Below are 17,252 nucleotides of genomic sequence, written 5' to 3' on the forward strand. Positions count from 1 at the left end.
ACGCAAGATATGACCAAAAGCACACTGATCGACAAGCTGAACTGGCGCTACGCAACCAAGAAGATGGACCCCGCCAAACCGGTTGAGCAAGACAAGGTCGACCAGATCGTCGAGGCCGTTCGCATGACCCCCACCTCGAGCGGCACCCAGCCGTTCGAGCTGTTTGTTGTGACCAACCCCGACATTCGCGCCCAGATCCGCCCGCACGCCTGGGATCAGGCGCAGATCACCGAAGGCTCGCATCTGTTGGTGTTTGCGGCTTGGGACAACTACTCGGCTGATCGCATCGACGCGGTGACCCAGCAGATGACGGACGAGCGCGGTGAGATCCCGATGCTGAACCAGTACTACGAGAACCTCAAAGCCAACTACCTGCCGCGCGACGAACAGGTGAATCACGACCACGCCGCCCGTCAGGCCTATATCGCGCTGGGCTTTGCCATGGCTGCGGCGGCCGAACTGGACGTGGACTGCTGTCCGATGGAAGGTTTTGATCCCGCCAAGGTCGACGAAATTCTGGGCCTGAGCGAAAAAGGCCTGCGCTCGGTCGTGCTGTTGCCACTGGGCTACCGTCAGGAAGATGCCGACTGGCTGCTGCCGATGAAAAAGGTCCGTAAATCGAAAGAGACCTTTGTGACAGAAATCGCCTGATCTGGCGGTTGACAGGGCGGTCCGTTTGGCCGCCCTCTTTCTTTGACACACCTTGCAGGATCACAGACATGACCCAGGCCGACGCCTTGTTCCGCCCGCTGGAAAGCGAGAAATTGACCCTAAAAAACCGTGTCGTGATGGCCCCCATGACCCGCACCATGTCGCCCGGCAATGTGCCAAATGACGAGGTGGTCGATTACTATCGCCGCCGGGCCGAGGGCGGCGTTGGCCTGATCATTACCGAGGGCACCTTTGTCGATCACCCCGCCGCCATCGCCTATCCGAACGTGCCCGCCTTCTTTGGGAACGAGGCGCTGGCTGGATGGAAGCGGGTTGTCGAGGCCGTCCACGAAGCAGGCGGCAAGATCGCGCCCCAGATCTGGCACGTGGGCGCCATCCGTCGCCCTGGTGTGAACCCTGGTGGCGACACACCGGGCTACAGCCCCAGCGGCATGGCCGTGCCGGGCAAGGTCCGGGGCCACGCCATGACCCAGGACGACATCAACGACGTTGTTGCCGCCTTTGCCAAGGCCGCCAAAGACGCCGAAGAGATCGGTTTCGATGCAGTCGAAATCCACGGCGCACACGGCTATCTGATCGACCAGTTCTTCTGGGACGGCACCAACCAGCGTGACGATGCCTATGGTGGTGACCTTGCTGCGCGCTCAAAGTTTGCGCTCGAGGTGGTGCAGGCCGTCCGCGCCGCCGTCAGCCCCGATTTTCCGGTGATCTTCCGCTTTTCACAGTGGAAACAACAGGATTATGGCGCACGCCTGTGCGAAACGCCCGAAGAACTGGGCGCCTTCCTGCAACCGCTGGCCGAGGCCGGTGTGGACATCTTCCATTGCTCGACCCGTCGGTTTTGGGAGCCCGAGTTTGACGGTTCTGATCTGAACCTGGCCGGTTGGGCCCGCAAGCTGACCGGCAAGCCCTGCATCACTGTGGGTTCGGTGGGCCTGAATGCCGACTTCCTGCCCGAAGACGGCACAGCCGACTTCAAGGCCGCAGAACCCGCCAGCATCGACAATCTGGTCGACCGTATGGACCGCGACGAGTTCGACATGGTCGCCGTCGGCCGCGCCCTGATCGCCAACCCTGACTGGGCCAATCAGGTGCAGGCCGGCAAACTCGCCGACCTGGCGGCCTTTGAAAAAGAGATGCTGCACAAGCTCTACTGACGGCTTTGCTTTGATTGCCGATGCCGAATTCCGGGGCCCGCGCAAAAGGGTCCCGGAAAGCCAAAGACAGCTAGGCGCCTGAGCCTGGTGGCTATTCATTGGCCAAGTTCGCCAAGGGTTGAATTGCAATGAAATGTCTCTTGCCGTGCAATCAATGGCGCGAATAGGCCCCAATTTTCGAAGTGCCCAGCCGGTTGTTCACCAGCGCCTCGGCAAATGTGACACCTGCTGCGACGCCATCGATCACTGGTAACCCGAATTCCTCGCTGAGTTGCGCCATGAGATCCGCCATTCCGGCACACCCCAAAACGATTGCTTCGGTATTGTCTTGCTCAATTGAATCGCGGATTTCGGACTTGATCTTGAACATTGTTGCCGGGTCGCCCTCTTCCAGTTTGAGGACAGGAATGTCTGTTGCTCGGACGCGCGCGCATTTTTGAGCAAGCCCATAGCGCATCAGGTTGTGCTCCAGCCCAGGAACCGAACGTGAGAGCGTTGTGATGACACTGAACTTGTTGGCAATCATGGTGGCTGCATGATAGGCGGCCTCGCCAATACCCAAGACTGGTACGTTGACCAGAGACCGCACTGCATCCACGCCGGTATCATCGAAACAGGCAATCACAATAGCATCAACATCCTGATGTCGCGAAACCTCGGCCAGCAGGCCGGGGATGCAGTTGGCGACATCCAGATAGCCCTGAATACTGGCGGGGCCATCTTGCGAGTTGGTGGCCACAATCTCTGTATCCGGACGGGCAACAGCCTTTGCTGCGATCCCAATTTTTTCTGTCATAGAGGTAGTCGTGTTCGGGTTGATAACCAAGATTTTCATATCAATTCACACCTCACCGCCAAGGTAGGCGGCCTTGATCCGGTCATCGTGCAACAGGTCCCTGGAGTTGCCTTCGATGACAACGTTCCCTGTCGCCATGGCGTAGGCACGGTGCGAAATACTCAACGCCATGCGAGAGTTTTGTTCCACCAACAGAACCGACACGCCTTCGTCACGATTGATTGCGACGATTGAACGGGCAATGTCCTGCACCAGCTTGGGGGCGATCCCGAGGCTTGGTTCATCCAGCAACAAGAGCTTGGGTTTTGCCATCAACGCACGCCCGATCACCATCATCTGTTGCTCACCGCCCGACAACGTTCCGGCGGCTTGACTGTAGCGTTCTTTCAGGCGTGGAAAGCGGTTCAGGATGCTGTCCAAAGTGTTCTGGATCTCCGCCTTGTCGTTGCGGGTGAAGGCCCCCATCATCAGGTTGTCTTTGACCGACATGAACGGGAATACGCGGCGACCTTCTGGCACCATAGCGATACCGCTTTTGACGATGTCCGAAGGGTCCACGCCGTCTACGCGCGCGCCCTCGAAGGTCACAGAGCCGCTTTTCGGCTTGGCCAAACCGGTGATGGCGCGCAAAATTGACGATTTGCCTGCGCCATTCGCCCCGATCAGGGCAACGGTTTCACCTTGGTTCACGTTCAGGGACACGCCTTTCAGCGCGTAAACATGATCGTAGTAAAGTTCGACGTCTTTGAAATCCAACATGGCTGTCATGGTTTACATCCCGATCTCATCGTCGACGCTGCCAAGATAGGCCTCGATGACTTTTTCATTGCTCTGGATTTCGGAAGGTGTGCCCTCGGCGATCTTTTCGCCAAAGTTCAAAACCACAATCCTGTCCGAGATATTCATGACCGCAGGCATATCGTGTTCTACCAGCATGACCGTAACACCGCGTTCATCGCGTACAGAGCGCACCAGATTGACCATATTCATGGTTTCATCGTGGTTCATTCCCGCGAACGGCTCGTCCAACAGCAGCACCTTCGGGTCGGTCGCGAGGCCGATCGCAATACCAAGCGTGCGCAGACTGCCTTGTGGCAGATTGCTGGCCTGTTCATTGCTGATCTGAGACATGCCAAGGAACTCCAGCAACTCGTCCGCGTATTTTTCAAAGGCAGTCACATCATCCTTGGCCGTTTTCGACCCCCAGAAATATCCCGCAAGCGACGCCTTGGCGCGCAAGTGCTGCGCGACCACAACGCTTTCACGCACGGTCATATTCTTGAAGATCGTAGTTTCCTGAAACGTGCGCACGACCCCTTTGCGCGCCACGATATGTGGCTTGAGGTTCGAAATGCGCTCTCCCTGATAGATGACTTCGCCCGAGGTTGTGGGTGTAAAGGAGGAGATCATCTTAAACAGCGTGGATTTGCCCGCGCCGTTCGGGCCAATCACCGACAGGATTTCGTTCTCGGCCACATCAAAGCTGATCGCATTGTTTGCCGTCAGACCACCATATTTTTTGGTGACGTTGTTGATTTGAAGAAGCGGGCTCATTTGTCACCTCCTTTGCCGAAACGGATGCTCAGCAGGCCATTGGGAAGGAAGCGGATGATGATGATCAGGATCGTTGAATAGATCAGCATCTGGTATTTGCCGAACTCGAACAACAAGTCCCAGCCAAAATAGAGCACCAGCGTGCCAAGCATCGGACCAAAGACATAGCCGAGCCCTCCAAGGAAACAGTTCAGCATGAAGTTGACCGAGTCTGCGACCTGAAAACTGGAAGGGTAGACCGACTGTGCGATGGATCCGAACATGGCCCCACCAAGCCCACCAAAGAAGCTGGAGATGGCAAAGATCAGGATGCGGATGTAGGCGATGTTGACCCCGATGGAGCTGGCAAGTTCTTCGTTCTGCTGCATGGAGCGGCACAGATGCCCGAGGCGCGAGTTCACCAGCCGGTAAAGCGCGGCATAGGTCAAGACCATGATGATACAGGCGGTGTAATAGAACGCCAACTTGGTGTTCCCCATCTCGGCAAAGTCAGGCAGGATTGGAATGCCAAACAACGAGATGCCCGAGGGCAGCGGGATGTTCGAGATGCCCTTTGCCCCGTTGGTTATGGGCAGCGCCAGGGCTGTCAGCGTGACAACCTGTGTCAGAACCAGCGTGATCATTGCGAAATAGACGCCGCGAAGGCGCAGTATTGGCAGGCCGATCAAGATCGCCACTACTGCTGCGAACAGCCCGGCCGCAGGGAGTGATATCCAAAAGGACCAGCCCGCCTTTACCACCAGAATGGCCGAGACATAGGCACCGATCAATGCGAAGGCGCCTTGGCCGATATTGATCCGGCCGATGTAGAAAGTCAGCCAGACCCCGGCGCTTGCTATGGCCAGAAGGGCGACAGAGGTTAGCGTGAAATAGAAGTCCCAGCGGCCTGTTGCGCCAATAATCAGCGGCACGCCGATGAAGATCGCAAACAAGAAAATCCCGACACTGACAAGCTGTTTTGAAGTAAATCCCAACATCAGATCAACCCCACGGCTTGCCCATCAGTCCTTGCGGTCTGATGGCGAGGAAAATCATCAAGGAAACGAAGATCAGCAGATAGGTGATGTCGCCGTACTGATAGAGCAGCGCGAGGCCGATTGCCTCCATAAACCCCAGAATGATACCGCCCCAAATCGCGCCGGAGATCACACCTGCGCCGCCAATCATCACCATCATAAAGGCTTTGATCGATGTGGGACCGCCCATGCCAAGGTTAACGCCCGTGATCGTGACCAACAGGCCGCCGACCAAACCGGCGAGCATCGCGCCAAGTGCAAATCCGATCATTGAATAGCGGCCGACATTCACGCCCATCAACTGGGCTGCTGTCCGATCCTGGGCCAGGGCGCGCAGGGCGCGGCCCGTCTTTGTGTATTGCATCAGGCCGACAAAGGCGACGATCGACAGGATCGCCAGCACACAGATCAGGATGCGGTCGTAGGGCATTATGATCCGGAAATCCCAGTTGAACACGCCGTCGATGATCTTGGGAACACCGCGCTGCTTCTCACCGAAGATCAGCAGGATCAATGCATCGAGGAAGAAGGCGATGCCAGCGGCCAGCAGCATCGTGCTTTCCTCGCGCGCCGATCCTTTGATCACCGGCGCGAATAGAAATTTCTCGATCAATGCACCAAGGATGGCCAGCGTGACGCAAGACATCACGAGCGCCAAGACAAACGGGACGCCCCATTGACCGTAGAAAGTGTAAGTGACGAAGCCGCCGATCACATACATCTGCCCATGGGCAAAGTTAAGGACGTTCATCAGGGCAAAGATCAGGGTCAGACCAAGCGCGATCATCGCATACTGGGACCCTAGATAGACGCCATTGGCCAATATCTGTTCCATCGTGGTGCTCTTTCTTGGAAAAGCCCCGGGCCAAATGCGGCCCGGGGAGGTTCTGCTCAGGAACTGGTCACAGGCAGAAAAGGACGTCTTTAGTCGACTTCAGCGACAAACAGCGTTTCGAACGCGCCATCCTGATAGACGTTTACCACCAAAGGCACTGCAACCTGACGGCGCTGACCAAAGGATGTCATGCCGACATAGCGGAGTGTTGCGTCACCATTCATATAGGGATTTGGTGCCTCGAAAGTGTCCATGGTGGCCTGGAAGGTGTCCACGTCGTCGATGGCGGCAGGATTGGCTTTCAGGGTCTCGAGAATGTATTCCAACGCATAGACCTTGGTATTGGACTCGTCGTTATACTCTCCGAACATCTCGGTGTAGCGCGCAACGAATTCATTCATCAACGGCGACGCAAGCTCTGGTGTGGATGCACCACCAACAGAGATGAAGCCGTTAGCAAGATCACCAGCTCCCTCGGCTAGAACGCCGGCGTCTTGTGCTGTTTCTGTAGAGATGAGGCCCTGGAACCCAAGTTCACGCGCAGATCGAATGAGCTGCGGTGCATTGGCAGGCGACACGCCCGACAACACCAGCAAATCTGGCTGCGCGCGCATCACGGGTGTCAGCACCGGCGTGAAATCCGTGGTATCGACCTGATAAGTGACGCTGGAAGAGACAACCTCCAGACCAAGAGCTTCGGCCGCGGCTACGCCACCGTCACGCTGGCTCAGCGGGTCAGATTCGTTGGCCGCAATGAACGCAACCGTTTCCACGCCTTCGCTTTCCATCAGATGTTTGTAGATCGCCGGACCGGATTGGTAGTTGGCAACCATACCAAGGACGGCGTTCGAAGCGGGCGCTTGATAGAGCTCTTTCGGGAACGCGTATGGGAAGTACATGATCCCGTTGGCTTCGGCCACCGGGCGAACAGCCGCAGCGCCGTCGTCGACGTTCGGACCCACGACATAGTGGATGCCCTCTTGCGCCATTTTCTCCATGCCCGCGATTGCGCGCTTGGGGTCTTTCTGGTCATCAAAGGAAACGATTTCAATGTCATAGGTCGTGTCGCCGATGGTGTAACCGCCGGTCTCATTGATCCAGTCTGCACGCACCTCCATTGAACGCTGGTTGGAAATTCCCCAAGCGGCGGCAGGGCCACTGGTCACGCCAACAAAGCCAATTTTGAGAACCGGGTTCTCTGCAAAGGCCGCGGTTGCCCCAAGTGCTGTCAATGTTGCAGCAGTCAGGGCAGTCTTCATGAGTGATCTTCGATGCATTTTTAACTCCCGTTGAATTCAATTTCGACGCATTTCGCGCCTTTCTTGGCTGACAGTTTGATGGGCCCCCCATGCTTGCCGCGTGGTCAGTTCACAATTGTTAACAATCTTTGTCAACACTTTTAAAAATCTTTGTCGACACACTCTGTTGCTTGGCCTTACACTGATTGAAGGCTATGTTTTTCCAGCGAAAGAATTCGCCAAGTAAATTAACCCTGAAAGTAGTCTCGTGCCCTCCATTCCTCAGAAAAGCAGCATTGGCAAAACGGACCCAAGCCCAGAAGTAGATGAGAATTTTATCGTTGAGCGCATCTACAAGGCCATCATGGAACAACGCTTGGCGCCCAATACCAAACTGAGTGAAGGCCGATTGTGTGAGACCTTTGGCGTTGGCCGTATGCGGGTTCGACGGGCACTTCTGCTGCTCTCAAGCCAAGGGCTCATTGAGCTTCAGTCAAATCGTGGTGCCTATGTTGCTTGTCCTGACAAGTCTGAGGCGAACGATGTATTTGCAGCTCGGATGTTGATTGAGCCACCTCTTGTTCGACAATTGGCCCAAAGCGCTGGTGAAATTGATCTGACGGTTCTCATCGAACACATCGCGCTGGAGGATAGGGCCCGCGAAAAGAACGAGCGAACCGAGATCATTCGTCTGTCCGGCGAATTCCATACGAAACTCGCTGAGGCGACGGGCAACAAGTTCATTTTCCGTATGACGCGCGAGTTGGTCACGCGGACGTCCCTCATCGTCGGTCTCTTTGGATCGTCAGAGAATGCGAGCTGTCCAGATGATGAGCACAGCAACATCTTAAAGGCGATCCAATCAAAGGACGCAGAGATGTCTGAGCAGCTTCTGATATCTCACCTGAACCACATTCAGAGCGGTCTTGACATGGAAGCGCGGCAAAAGCCTCAGGATGATCTGGCTGCTATTCTCGGTTCGGATTGATCAGGTTGCCAGTGGTTCTCGGGAACGAAAGGCATTTGGAAATCGTTCAGTGTAGTTAGGTTGCCCGCTCAGGGTTCAGGGTCCCAGGTGACTGCGGCCAGTCCTGCAGATCCCAGTATCCGATAAGATGGGCTCAAAGCAGAAATCTGCATCAGCACTTCAAGAGATCATGTTTGGCTGTTTTGGACTACCACGACAGTGGCCCCGCGGATGAAAGTGGGATTTCCACTTGATCTCAAGCTAGGTTGAGCCTGCATCCTTGTCTTTGACACGCAACTTGAGGGCCGCAATGCACGTACTCACCGTTCTGGACCATCCTGACCCCGCCTCCTTCAGTGCCGCCGCTGCAAGGCAGTTCATGGCGGGCGCGCAAGCTGCGGGGCATACAAGCGAATTGGCCGATCTGCACGCCGAAGGCTTCGACCCCCGTTGGACGCTCGCGGACGCAAACGGCGAGACCTCCTCTGACGTTCTGGCCGAACAGGATCGCATCGCCCGCGCCGATGCCATCTGCCTGGTGTTTCCGCTGTTCTGGTGGGGGATGCCTTCGATGACCAAAGGCTGGGTCGATCGCGTCTGGAGCTGGGGTTGGGCCTATGATCAGCTTGATGACCGCGAGGTGTCCCTGCAAAGGCCCCGTACCGGTGTTTTGCTGATCCCGGCAGGTGCCCGCTCGGACGAGATCGAAGATAAGGGTTATGGGCAATCGCTAGATACGGCATGGACCAAGGGCACGTTCGGCTATTTCGGCTGGTCGCCGCGCCATATGGAGCTGCTTTGCGGGGCGACCGGGTCGTTTGAACGGCGTCGCGCTCTGCTGGATAGATGCCATCACATCGGCCTGACCTTGCCAACGCCGACTTGCGCAACACGGCAAGTGGTTCGCACGCAGCCGGTGCAAAATTAGTGGGTCCTGACATCAGCGCCACAAACAGAACCGGGCCACGATGTCTACTGCCGTGGCCCGGAACCGGCCGTTCACCCGTGAGTGGGATTGCGGGTCGCAATCGTCGGGAACGGCAATCTTTGTGCACCGGTATGAGGCGCCTTGTTTCTATTCTGTATCGTTGTTCCAGCCGTTGGTCGTTTTGCTGTGGTCACAGCGTGCGATCGTTACATTCTTTTTGAGCCCCGGGGTGTAGCGAAACAGCATCGCCAGGACGCCCAGCACCACAAAAAGTCCGATCAGGTATCCAATCGCATTGAGCAGCACGATTTGCGCTGTATGCGCGCAGCTCACCGAGTGGTTCTCTTCGATGCTGTGCACCAGCAGTGAAATTAACAATGATGCCACAAATCCACCAAACAGCAGCAACCTCCAGGCGCGTGAGTGCATCATGTCTTCACGGCGATTGCACAGTGTTGTCCAATCCAGGACGCAGAACACGATGGATGCGGTGCAGATGTTCACTACCAGAATTGCGAAAAAATCAATGTTCGGCATTGCCGGGTCGAAGTAAGTTAATTGGCTGAGCAACGCGCCCGGCACCAAGAACAATGGCGCCTGTTTACCTTCGAAAAAACTGACAATCACAATGATGCCCAGCGGCAAAAGCACTACGGTCGAATCTGAAAGGGGGCCAAACAGATATTTGTGTTTCAAGGGAGTAATGAGCTCGGCCTTCACGGCGGTTACAAGAAACAACACCGAACTATAGGTCAGGGTTCTCAGGGCAAAGTCCGAGCGTCCAATTTTCAATAAGCCACTGGTCATTGGTCTGGGCCAGAGGCGTAGTCCGATCCTTTGGAACACTGAGCGTGACCGTGGGGGACGGGCTGTGCAGCAGGCGCCGACGGTCCGGCCATGGGCGCCGCCAGAGGGGCCGCTCCAAAAAGGCGCCAGATCCTAACTTTTCGGGAGTGCATACAAGCCCGCACCAAGCGAGCGGTCTTGCAGGACCAAACCTTTCTCCACCAGTTTTTTGAGGGTCCTGTGGAAGGTTGGTTGGGAAATACGCTGTATGGTCGGATGTTCTCGCACAACATCTGTTGTGCAGACGGGGCGGTCGTCGCCATCACACCAAGCATTGGCATAGAAGGCAAGCAACACATCCCTTTCATTGGGTGAAAGCTTGTCAATCCCAAGGTCTCGCTCCATCGTGTTAAGCAAATCTCGCAGTTGTGCGATTTGGGCAAAAATGCCTGCGCTCATAACCAAATCCCGTGCTTTGTACCGACGAAGTAAGTACAAACACGGTATTTTAGATCGAAAGCCCAGTCAACTTGATTGTCTCTGGTGGGCTGGCTTAACGTTGGGGTAGATAGTCCCTAACAGTTGTCAAGTCAACTGGTTGTATCCATGTGAGACGCATTTGTGAAGTCTTCGAACGTTGTGTATCGACGTGCAAGAGCGTTACTTCGAGCAGCGCCAATTGCAAGGCCAAGTGTCATAGTCGTCGTCGGTAACCTTAACGAGCAATCCGCAATGGCCTGACGCACTATGGAGAAGTCATTGCGTGCAAAAGTTGTAGACAATATGACTATGCTGAGATCAGGCTTTTTCTGCCTTAGGGACAGCAGTTTATCGACAACGTTGACGGTTTCCTCGAATGTGTCGATGTCAACAAAAAGCACAGTCAATTTGGGCTCCAGCTGATCAACTCGCAACCACGCTTGATCCGGATGCATGCAGTAACTTATGGACCGTGCGTAGGGGTGCAATGTTGTCACCTGTGCCCTGAATTCAAAGTTTTCTGAAGTCATTATGACTAAGTCTAGATTTCTGCAATCGGGTGAAACCGGATGCCCAGCCTCGGTCGCCTTTTCATCGCACATCCTTGAAAGCCTATTGGCCAAGGAACTGTTCCTGGGGCGTTCACAAGTTTCTGTTCCCTGCTTTGAAAAACGGGAAAACAACCCGGTGTAAAGCAGGCTCAACAACGATGTGGACTGCTCATAGGATCTGGTCGAGTTCATTTTGCTCCCCTCAAAATGTATGTGCCACACAATAATCAATATGACTAATCAAAATGAATATCAAGAAAAATTGTCATTTCATCTCAAAAGGGCAGTGTCGATTGTAAAATGGGACGAGACCGAGCGAAGTCTTTTCAGGGGACCAGAACTTCAGGGACGTTGCTTCGCATTATGAGCAAGACCGTTGCTTTCTCTTGCGCACATGGGGGAATCTGTCTATATCGCGCGTTGTCTGTACATGGGCGGTCAACGTCCGGATGACATATCTGAGCAGGGCTGGGGTACACCTCGGCCCTTTGTGTTTGTTTGATCAGATGTGTCCCGGTCCACGTGCTGGACAGGCTTAACCAAGACCGGCGGAGACAACCGCACGGCCAGAAAAAAACCGTTGTAAAGGACACACACGCCACATGGCTGATACATCCATGGAGGAATTCGAAGCCCTCCTGCAAGAAAGCTTCGAAATGGACACCCCCGAAGAGGGTTCGGTTGTCAAAGGCAAGGTCATCGCGATTGAAGCAGGCCAAGCCATCATCGACGTCGGCTACAAAATGGAAGGCCGCGTCGAGCTGAAAGAATTCGCAAATCCTGGCGAAGCCCCTGAAATCGCTGTTGGCGATGAAGTTGAGGTTTACCTGCGCGCGGCTGAAAACGCCCGCGGCGAAGCTGTTATCTCGCGCGAGATGGCCCGCCGTGAAGAAGCATGGGACCGCCTGGAAAAAGCATACGCAGACGACCAGCGCGTCGAAGGCGCGATCTTTGGTCGTGTCAAAGGTGGCTTCACCGTCGATCTGGGTGGCGCAGTTGCGTTCCTGCCCGGCTCGCAGGTTGACGTTCGCCCCGTGCGCGACGCTGGCCCGCTGATGGGTCTCAAGCAGCCGTTCCAGATCCTGAAAATGGACCGCCGCCGTGGCAACATCGTTGTGTCGCGTCGCGCCATTCTGGAAGAATCGCGTGCCGAACAGCGCGCCGAAGTCATTGGCAACCTGTCCGAAGGTCAGGCAGTCGACGGCGTGGTCAAGAACATCACCGAATACGGTGCGTTTGTTGACCTGGGCGGCGTAGACGGCCTGCTGCACGTCACCGACATGGCATGGCGCCGTGTGAACCACCCGTCCGAGATCCTGTCGATCGGCGAAACCGTCAAGGTTCAGGTCATCAAGATCAACAAAGAGACCCACCGTATCTCCTTGGGCATGAAGCAGCTGCAAGAAGATCCGTGGGATCTGGTTGCTGCCAAGTATCCGCTGGAATCGGTACACAAGGGCCGCGTCACCAACATCACCGACTACGGTGCGTTTGTTGAGCTGGAGCCGGGCGTCGAAGGTCTGGTTCACGTGTCCGAGATGTCCTGGACCAAGAAAAACGTCCACCCCGGCAAGATCGTTTCGACCAGCCAGGAAGTCGACGTCATGGTTCTGGAAATCGACGGCGCCAAGCGTCGCGTTTCCCTGGGCCTCAAGCAGACCATGCGCAACCCGTGGGAAGTGTTTGCAGAAACACACCCCGAGGGCACTCAGGTCGAAGGCGAAGTCAAGAACATCACCGAGTTCGGTCTGTTCATCGGCCTCGACGGCGACATCGACGGCATGGTTCACCTGTCCGACCTGTCGTGGGACGAGCGTGGCGAAGATGCGATCCAGAACTACCGCAAAGGCGACATGGTTTCGGCCGTTGTCTCCGAGGTTGACGTCGACAAAGAGCGTATCTCGCTGTCGATCAAAAACCTGGGCGGTGACAAGTTCGCCGAAGCCGTTGGCGGCGTGAAGCGTGGTTCGATCGTGACCGTCGAAGTGACCGCAATCGAAGATGGCGGCATCGAGGTGGAATACGAAGGCATGAAATCCTTCATCCGCCGCTCCGACCTGTCGCGTGACCGTGCCGAGCAGCGCCCTGAGCGTTTCTCGGTCAGCGACAAGATCGACGTCCGCGTCACCAACGTCGACAGCAAGACCCGCCGTCTGGGCCTGTCGATCAAGGCACGCGAGATCGCGGAAGAGAAAGAAGCAGTGGAACAGTATGGCTCCTCGGATTCCGGCGCATCGCTGGGCGACATCCTGGGCGCAGCTCTGAAATCGGGCGACTGATCCATCCGCTTGGAAGGTACGGGGCCTCGCAACGCAAGTTGCGGGGCCCTTTTTTTGTCAACGATTTGAGATGTTTTCGACGTCGCCCAGCATCCAGTTCTTGAACCAATCTTTGGATTCAGGACGATAGAGGCGGAACAGGAAGAACCAGTCGTTGGCGTTTGTCGCACTCTGGGTGGTCACCCAATTTGCCTCATAGCCTTCGGGCACCTCGTCCAGGTTCGGGGCGTAATACACGTCGACAGAGCCGTCGTCGTTCTTGACCATATTATCCAGGTCTTTGGTCGACGCGCCCACGCGATCGACGCCGCGATTGAAGTTTTTGGTTTCCATGTTGTAGACGATGGCCGACCAGAAATCCTTGGCCGGGACATCGGCAGGCACGTTGAGCTTGTAGGTGTCGGTGCCGTTCAGCATGTTGCCATCGGAATCGCGCAGACCGGTCAGATAGAACGTTGCACCGCCCAGTTTGTTCGGCAGGAAAGTGACGTAGAAATAGGTCGCGGCGCGTTTGTCGATCAGGATCTCGTCGCCATCTTCGAATGGAAAGCCCATCTGCGCCTGGGGGCCGAAGTTCCAGAACGACCACTCGGACAGCTTTTCGCCATCCTTGACCCAAAGCGGGGCAACGGTCTCACCTTCGGTGATGAACTTGTTCTGCATGTAGGCGTAGGCGAGTTCCAGACCCTCGAGCGCGGCTTTCTTCTGGATGTCGGTCGGCTCGAACGCCTGGCCTTTCTGGATGCCGATGCTTTGGAGCATGGAATAGATGGCGCGGTCTTTCTCGCGCACCGGGTTGTTCTGCACCACGTCGTTGATGTCTTCGATGAAGGTCATGTTGTAGTAGGGCAGGCAGTCGTAGGGCAGGTCGGTGGCATCCAGATAGTGCGTCGGCTCGATGTCTCCAGTGACATCCTCTTCCAAGGTATAGACCTTGATGCCCTTGGCATGTTCGCCAGCCTCGGCATGGGTGGCCCCGTTCAGGAGCGTCGGGCGGAATGAGTAAGACACATCATGCGTGTCCAATCCGGGCACGATGATATACCCCTGCGCCTCCAACTCGGCTGCCGTGCCAAAGGCGTTGTCGTAGCCCGGCGGCAGAAACAGGTATTTGCCGCCCTTGCCCTGGTCCGCACCTTTGGAGCCAACATCCACCATGGGCACGTGCCAGGCCGAGATGAAGGACCCGAAATAGTCCACCTTGTCATTCATCGGGGGAACCTCGACCACCATCGGACCGGTCTTGGTCGAGATGGAGCCCCAGGCGTAGGCGGTTGTATCATTGGCGGTCAGGAACCCTTTCTCTGACCCAAACGGTTTGGTCACGAAATTGACCGTATCGTAATCCCCGCCCGCGCGCAGGGTGGCCTTGATGAAGTCAACCTGGGCAACTGCAGGCATATAGTAGATCGCGGCCTGTGTCGCGCGCTGTAGCATGATGTCATAGTCGATGTCGGTGTGCTGCGCAGAGCGCGCCAGGATGTCGCCGGTATCGCTAAATTCCGAGTCCGTGGGCGAGACAGCCAAAGCAGCGCCAGCCACAAGAGAGAAAGCGAGAGCAGTTGAGCCAAGTAGATTCTTCATAAGTTTATCCCAATGGTTTCAATCAGGTGGTCAATTCAACGTCACGGTAAAGCTAGTGTTACCAAGGCTATCAAATAATCTTGATTGCAAAAGGGCAATGATGTTGCAGGGTACATGACGTATTGCACCGGGACGAAGGTGACCGGTTGCTGCGCTTGCGGAAACGGCAATTCCGATCTGGCGACGCCTGCGGAACAGGACAATTGGCGGTGTCCTCATCCGCAAAGCTCTCCCGCCCGTCGTCAATTTTTCTGGCGAAAAACCTCCTCCCGTTGGGCCGGGCGCCGGGCTGCGCCCGGCGCAGCACCGCTTGACGCAGGTCTTTCCTGTCCGCGGCACCGGGGCAGTGGAACATCTTGCCAGGACATACCCCGTTTCGCGGGGAACGTGCTATTCACGAGAGCGGGGCGCGCGCAGAAGGAGACAGCATATGACCAAGGTTACCGGCGGATGCCTGTGCGGCGAAGTTCGATTTGAGGCTCAAGGCGAGCCGCTCCGGATCGGCCTGTGCCATTGTATGGACTGTCGCAAGCATCACGGTGCGGTGTTTCATGCGTCTGCGATCTATCCCCAAGACGTCGCCACCGTGACGGGGCAGACGCAACACTACGAGGGGAGGCATTTCTGCCCGCGCTGTGGATCTTCGGTGTTCTCTGTCTCAGACGATGAAATCGAAGTTCATCTGGGCGCGATGGACGAACCGAACCAATTTGCGCCGACTTACGAGCTCTGGACCAAACGGCGCGAGTATTGGCTGCCCTCTGTTGTCGGGGCGGTGCTCTTTACAGAGAACCGGTGAACAAGACGTTGGAAAGAGCCAGGAACCGGGTTTCCGCTCCAAGCTGATTGAGCGGCGCATGATGACGCAACGGCACCGAATCATCTGTCGCCGTCCCTGTGGCGCGAGCCAATTGCGGCGATGCAGCACGACTGCCAGTTGAAAATCTCGGAAATTCGTGGTCGAATTTCGGGCGTCAATCCCAATTTTTCCCATCAAGTCTTTGACTTAACGTTCCCCATCCCCTTAATTTTCCTGTACGATCACAAAAATAGCTACGCGCCACCATGTTGCCTTGGGAGGGGAACTGACCATGATCCGTTCGGAACTGATCCAGAAAATCGCCGATGAGAACCCGCATCTGTATCAACGGGATGTGGAACGGATCGTAAATACAGTATTCGAAGAGGTGACCGGCGCCATGGCGCGGGGCGACCGGGTCGAACTGCGTGGCTTTGGCGCCTTTTCGGTGAAAAAGCGCGACGCGCGGATTGGTCGCAATCCAAGAACCGGCGAAACAGTGCATGTCGAAGAAAAGCACGTGCCGTTCTTCAAGACCGGCAAGTTGCTACGGGATCGATTGAACGGAAAGTAACAACATGCGCTACCTTCGCTACGCGTTTCTGGGGGCTTTGGCCATCATTCTGGTGTCCGTGTCCGTGGCCAACCGGGACTTTGTGACCCTTAGACTTGTGCCAGAAGATCTGGCCGGGGTTCTGGGCTTCAATTTCGCGATTTCTCTGCCACTGTTCGTGGTGGTCCTGGGTGGAATTGCGGCAGGTGTCATTATCGGCTTTGTGTGGGAATGGCTGCGCGAGCACAAACACCGGAAAGAGGCCACGGTGAAACACCGCGAGGTTCGCAAGCTCGAGCGTGAAGTGACCAAGCTCAAGGACAAGACAAACGAGGGCAAGGACGAGGTGCTGGCCATCCTGGATGAGGCCACAGCCAAGTAAGCCGATGTCGCAAGCTGTCAGTGCAAAGATTTGCGGGGTCAAGGCGCCCGCAGACATCGCGGCTGCCGCCGAGGCGGGTGCGCGCTATGTCGGATTTGTCTTTTTTCCAAAGTCCCCGCGGTGCCTGACGGTTGAACAGGCCGCAACCCTGGCGGCCGAGGTGCCCCTTGGCGTAGCCAAAGTCGCTTTGACGGTGAATGCCACCGACGCAGAGCTGGATGAAATCACGCGCGCCGTGCCGCTGGACATGTTGCAGTTGCACGGCACGGAAAGCCCCGAACGCGTGGCCGAGGTCAAGGCCCGCTATGGCTTGCCGGTGATGAAGGCGATCGGGATTGCCGACGCCGAGGATTTGCCACAGATCGAGCTATACTCGGATGTCGCCGACCAACTGCTGATCGACGCCAAACCACCCAAAAACGCCGACCTTCCGGGGGGCAATGGATTGGCCTTTGACTGGCGCCTGCTGGCGGGCCGCAAGTATTGGCAAAAGCCCTGGATGCTGGCAGGTGGCTTGACGCCCGACAATGTGGCCGAGGCGATCCGGATGACCGGCGCGCGTCAGGTGGATGTCTCTTCGGGTGTTGAAAGCGCGCCCGGGGTCAAGGACCCAGAGCGCATTGCGGCCTTTGTGAAATCGACAACAGCCTGAACCCAAAAGACAAATCTTTTGCG

At 56.3% G+C, this 17,252-nt stretch carries 18 protein-coding genes; 9 read left to right on the forward strand and 9 right to left on the reverse strand.

The genetic code is table 11. The features are described 5' to 3' along the window. Window positions 1–9: 9 nt before the first annotated feature. Both TRL7639_RS04075 and TRL7639_RS04080 read left to right on the forward strand, forming a co-directional pair. Window positions 10–651: an NAD(P)H-dependent oxidoreductase gene (locus TRL7639_RS04075; protein ID WP_085794498.1), complete on the forward strand. Its 642-nt coding sequence runs from the start codon at window positions 10–12 to the stop codon at window positions 649–651. Window positions 652–719: 68 nt separating this feature from the next. Continuing rightward, a complete protein-coding gene (locus TRL7639_RS04080; protein WP_085794499.1) occupies window positions 720–1,829 on the forward strand; it encodes an NADH:flavin oxidoreductase in 1,110 nt (369 codons plus the stop codon). A 151-nt stretch (window positions 1,830–1,980) separates the two neighbouring features. On the opposite strand, the gene TRL7639_RS04085 is transcribed toward TRL7639_RS04080, so the two are convergent. From TRL7639_RS04085 to TRL7639_RS04110, 6 genes are all read right to left on the reverse strand, one after another. Beyond that, window positions 1,981–2,664, reverse strand: coding sequence for an aspartate/glutamate racemase family protein (locus TRL7639_RS04085; protein ID WP_085794500.1), 684 nt, complete (start codon window positions 2,662–2,664; stop codon window positions 1,981–1,983). 6 nt (window positions 2,665–2,670) lie between these two features. Next, window positions 2,671–3,393, reverse strand: coding sequence for an ABC transporter ATP-binding protein (locus tag TRL7639_RS04090; RefSeq protein WP_085794501.1), 723 nt, complete (start codon window positions 3,391–3,393; stop codon window positions 2,671–2,673). Window positions 3,394–3,396: 3 nt separating this feature from the next. Continuing rightward, window positions 3,397–4,179, reverse strand: coding sequence for an ABC transporter ATP-binding protein (locus tag TRL7639_RS04095; protein ID WP_085794502.1), 783 nt, complete (start codon window positions 4,177–4,179; stop codon window positions 3,397–3,399). Continuing rightward, on the reverse strand, window positions 4,176–5,156 hold the full coding sequence (locus tag TRL7639_RS04100; protein ID WP_207559633.1) for a branched-chain amino acid ABC transporter permease: 981 nt from the start codon (window positions 5,154–5,156) through the stop codon (window positions 4,176–4,178). Before TRL7639_RS04100 ends, TRL7639_RS04095 begins: the two co-directional genes overlap by 4 nt. A 4-nt stretch (window positions 5,157–5,160) precedes the next feature. After that, entirely contained in the window at window positions 5,161–6,030 is an 870-nt protein-coding gene (locus TRL7639_RS04105) for a branched-chain amino acid ABC transporter permease (protein ID WP_085794503.1), read from the reverse strand. An 89-nt stretch (window positions 6,031–6,119) separates the two neighbouring features. Further along, on the reverse strand, window positions 6,120–7,307 hold the full coding sequence (locus TRL7639_RS04110; protein WP_085794504.1) for an ABC transporter substrate-binding protein: 1,188 nt from the start codon (window positions 7,305–7,307) through the stop codon (window positions 6,120–6,122). Window positions 7,308–7,536: 229 nt separating this feature from the next. On the opposite strand from TRL7639_RS04110, the gene TRL7639_RS04115 reads away from it, so the two are divergent. Both TRL7639_RS04115 and TRL7639_RS04120 read left to right on the forward strand, forming a co-directional pair. After that, window positions 7,537–8,256 carry a GntR family transcriptional regulator gene (locus TRL7639_RS04115; protein WP_085794505.1) on the forward strand — a complete coding sequence of 240 codons (720 nt, stop codon included), beginning with the start codon at window positions 7,537–7,539 and terminating at the stop codon, window positions 8,254–8,256. A 289-nt stretch (window positions 8,257–8,545) separates the two neighbouring features. Beyond that, window positions 8,546–9,163 carry an NAD(P)H-dependent oxidoreductase gene (locus TRL7639_RS04120; protein WP_085794506.1) on the forward strand — a complete coding sequence of 206 codons (618 nt, stop codon included), beginning with the start codon at window positions 8,546–8,548 and terminating at the stop codon, window positions 9,161–9,163. 147 nt (window positions 9,164–9,310) lie between these two features. On the opposite strand, the gene TRL7639_RS04125 is transcribed toward TRL7639_RS04120, so the two are convergent. Continuing rightward, window positions 9,311–9,970 carry a hypothetical protein gene (locus TRL7639_RS04125; protein WP_085794507.1) on the reverse strand — a complete coding sequence of 220 codons (660 nt, stop codon included), beginning with the start codon at window positions 9,968–9,970 and terminating at the stop codon, window positions 9,311–9,313. Between the two features lie 132 nt (window positions 9,971–10,102). Continuing rightward, complete coding sequence (locus TRL7639_RS22875; protein WP_133057604.1) at window positions 10,103–10,408, reverse strand: helix-turn-helix domain-containing protein; 306 nt, start codon at window positions 10,406–10,408, stop codon at window positions 10,103–10,105. 1,174 nt (window positions 10,409–11,582) lie between these two features. Here TRL7639_RS22875 and rpsA point away from each other — a divergent pair. After that, window positions 11,583–13,259, forward strand: coding sequence for a 30S ribosomal protein S1 (rpsA, locus tag TRL7639_RS04140; RefSeq protein WP_085794510.1), 1,677 nt, complete (start codon window positions 11,583–11,585; stop codon window positions 13,257–13,259). Between the two features lie 57 nt (window positions 13,260–13,316). On the opposite strand, the gene TRL7639_RS04145 is transcribed toward rpsA, so the two are convergent. Then, the gene (locus TRL7639_RS04145; protein WP_085794511.1) at window positions 13,317–14,843 is read right to left on the reverse strand and encodes a DUF1214 domain-containing protein; all 1,527 of its coding nucleotides are present in this window, start codon (window positions 14,841–14,843) and stop codon (window positions 13,317–13,319) included. Between the two features lie 430 nt (window positions 14,844–15,273). Here TRL7639_RS04145 and TRL7639_RS04150 point away from each other — a divergent pair, with 430 nt between their 5' ends. The 4 genes from TRL7639_RS04150 to TRL7639_RS04165 all read left to right on the forward strand — a co-directional run bounded on the left by TRL7639_RS04150 (window position 15,274) and on the right by TRL7639_RS04165 (window position 17,229). Then, window positions 15,274–15,642: a GFA family protein gene (locus tag TRL7639_RS04150; RefSeq protein WP_085794512.1), complete on the forward strand. Its 369-nt coding sequence runs from the start codon at window positions 15,274–15,276 to the stop codon at window positions 15,640–15,642. A gap of 292 nt (window positions 15,643–15,934) precedes the next feature. After that, window positions 15,935–16,216 (forward strand): integration host factor subunit beta, encoded by a 282-nt coding sequence (gene ihfB / locus TRL7639_RS04155; protein ID WP_027263109.1) that lies wholly within the window; start codon window positions 15,935–15,937, stop codon window positions 16,214–16,216. A 4-nt stretch (window positions 16,217–16,220) separates the two neighbouring features. After that, on the forward strand, window positions 16,221–16,577 hold the full coding sequence (locus TRL7639_RS04160; RefSeq protein WP_085794513.1) for a LapA family protein: 357 nt from the start codon (window positions 16,221–16,223) through the stop codon (window positions 16,575–16,577). A 4-nt stretch (window positions 16,578–16,581) separates the two neighbouring features. Further along, a complete protein-coding gene (locus tag TRL7639_RS04165) occupies window positions 16,582–17,229 on the forward strand; it encodes a phosphoribosylanthranilate isomerase (RefSeq protein WP_085794514.1) in 648 nt (215 codons plus the stop codon). The last annotated feature ends 23 nt before the right edge of the window (window positions 17,230–17,252 follow it).

Origin of the sequence: Falsiruegeria litorea R37 (assembly GCF_900172225.1) — a bacterium.
GTDB classification, from domain to species: Bacteria; Pseudomonadota; Alphaproteobacteria; order Rhodobacterales; family Rhodobacteraceae; genus Falsiruegeria; species Falsiruegeria litorea.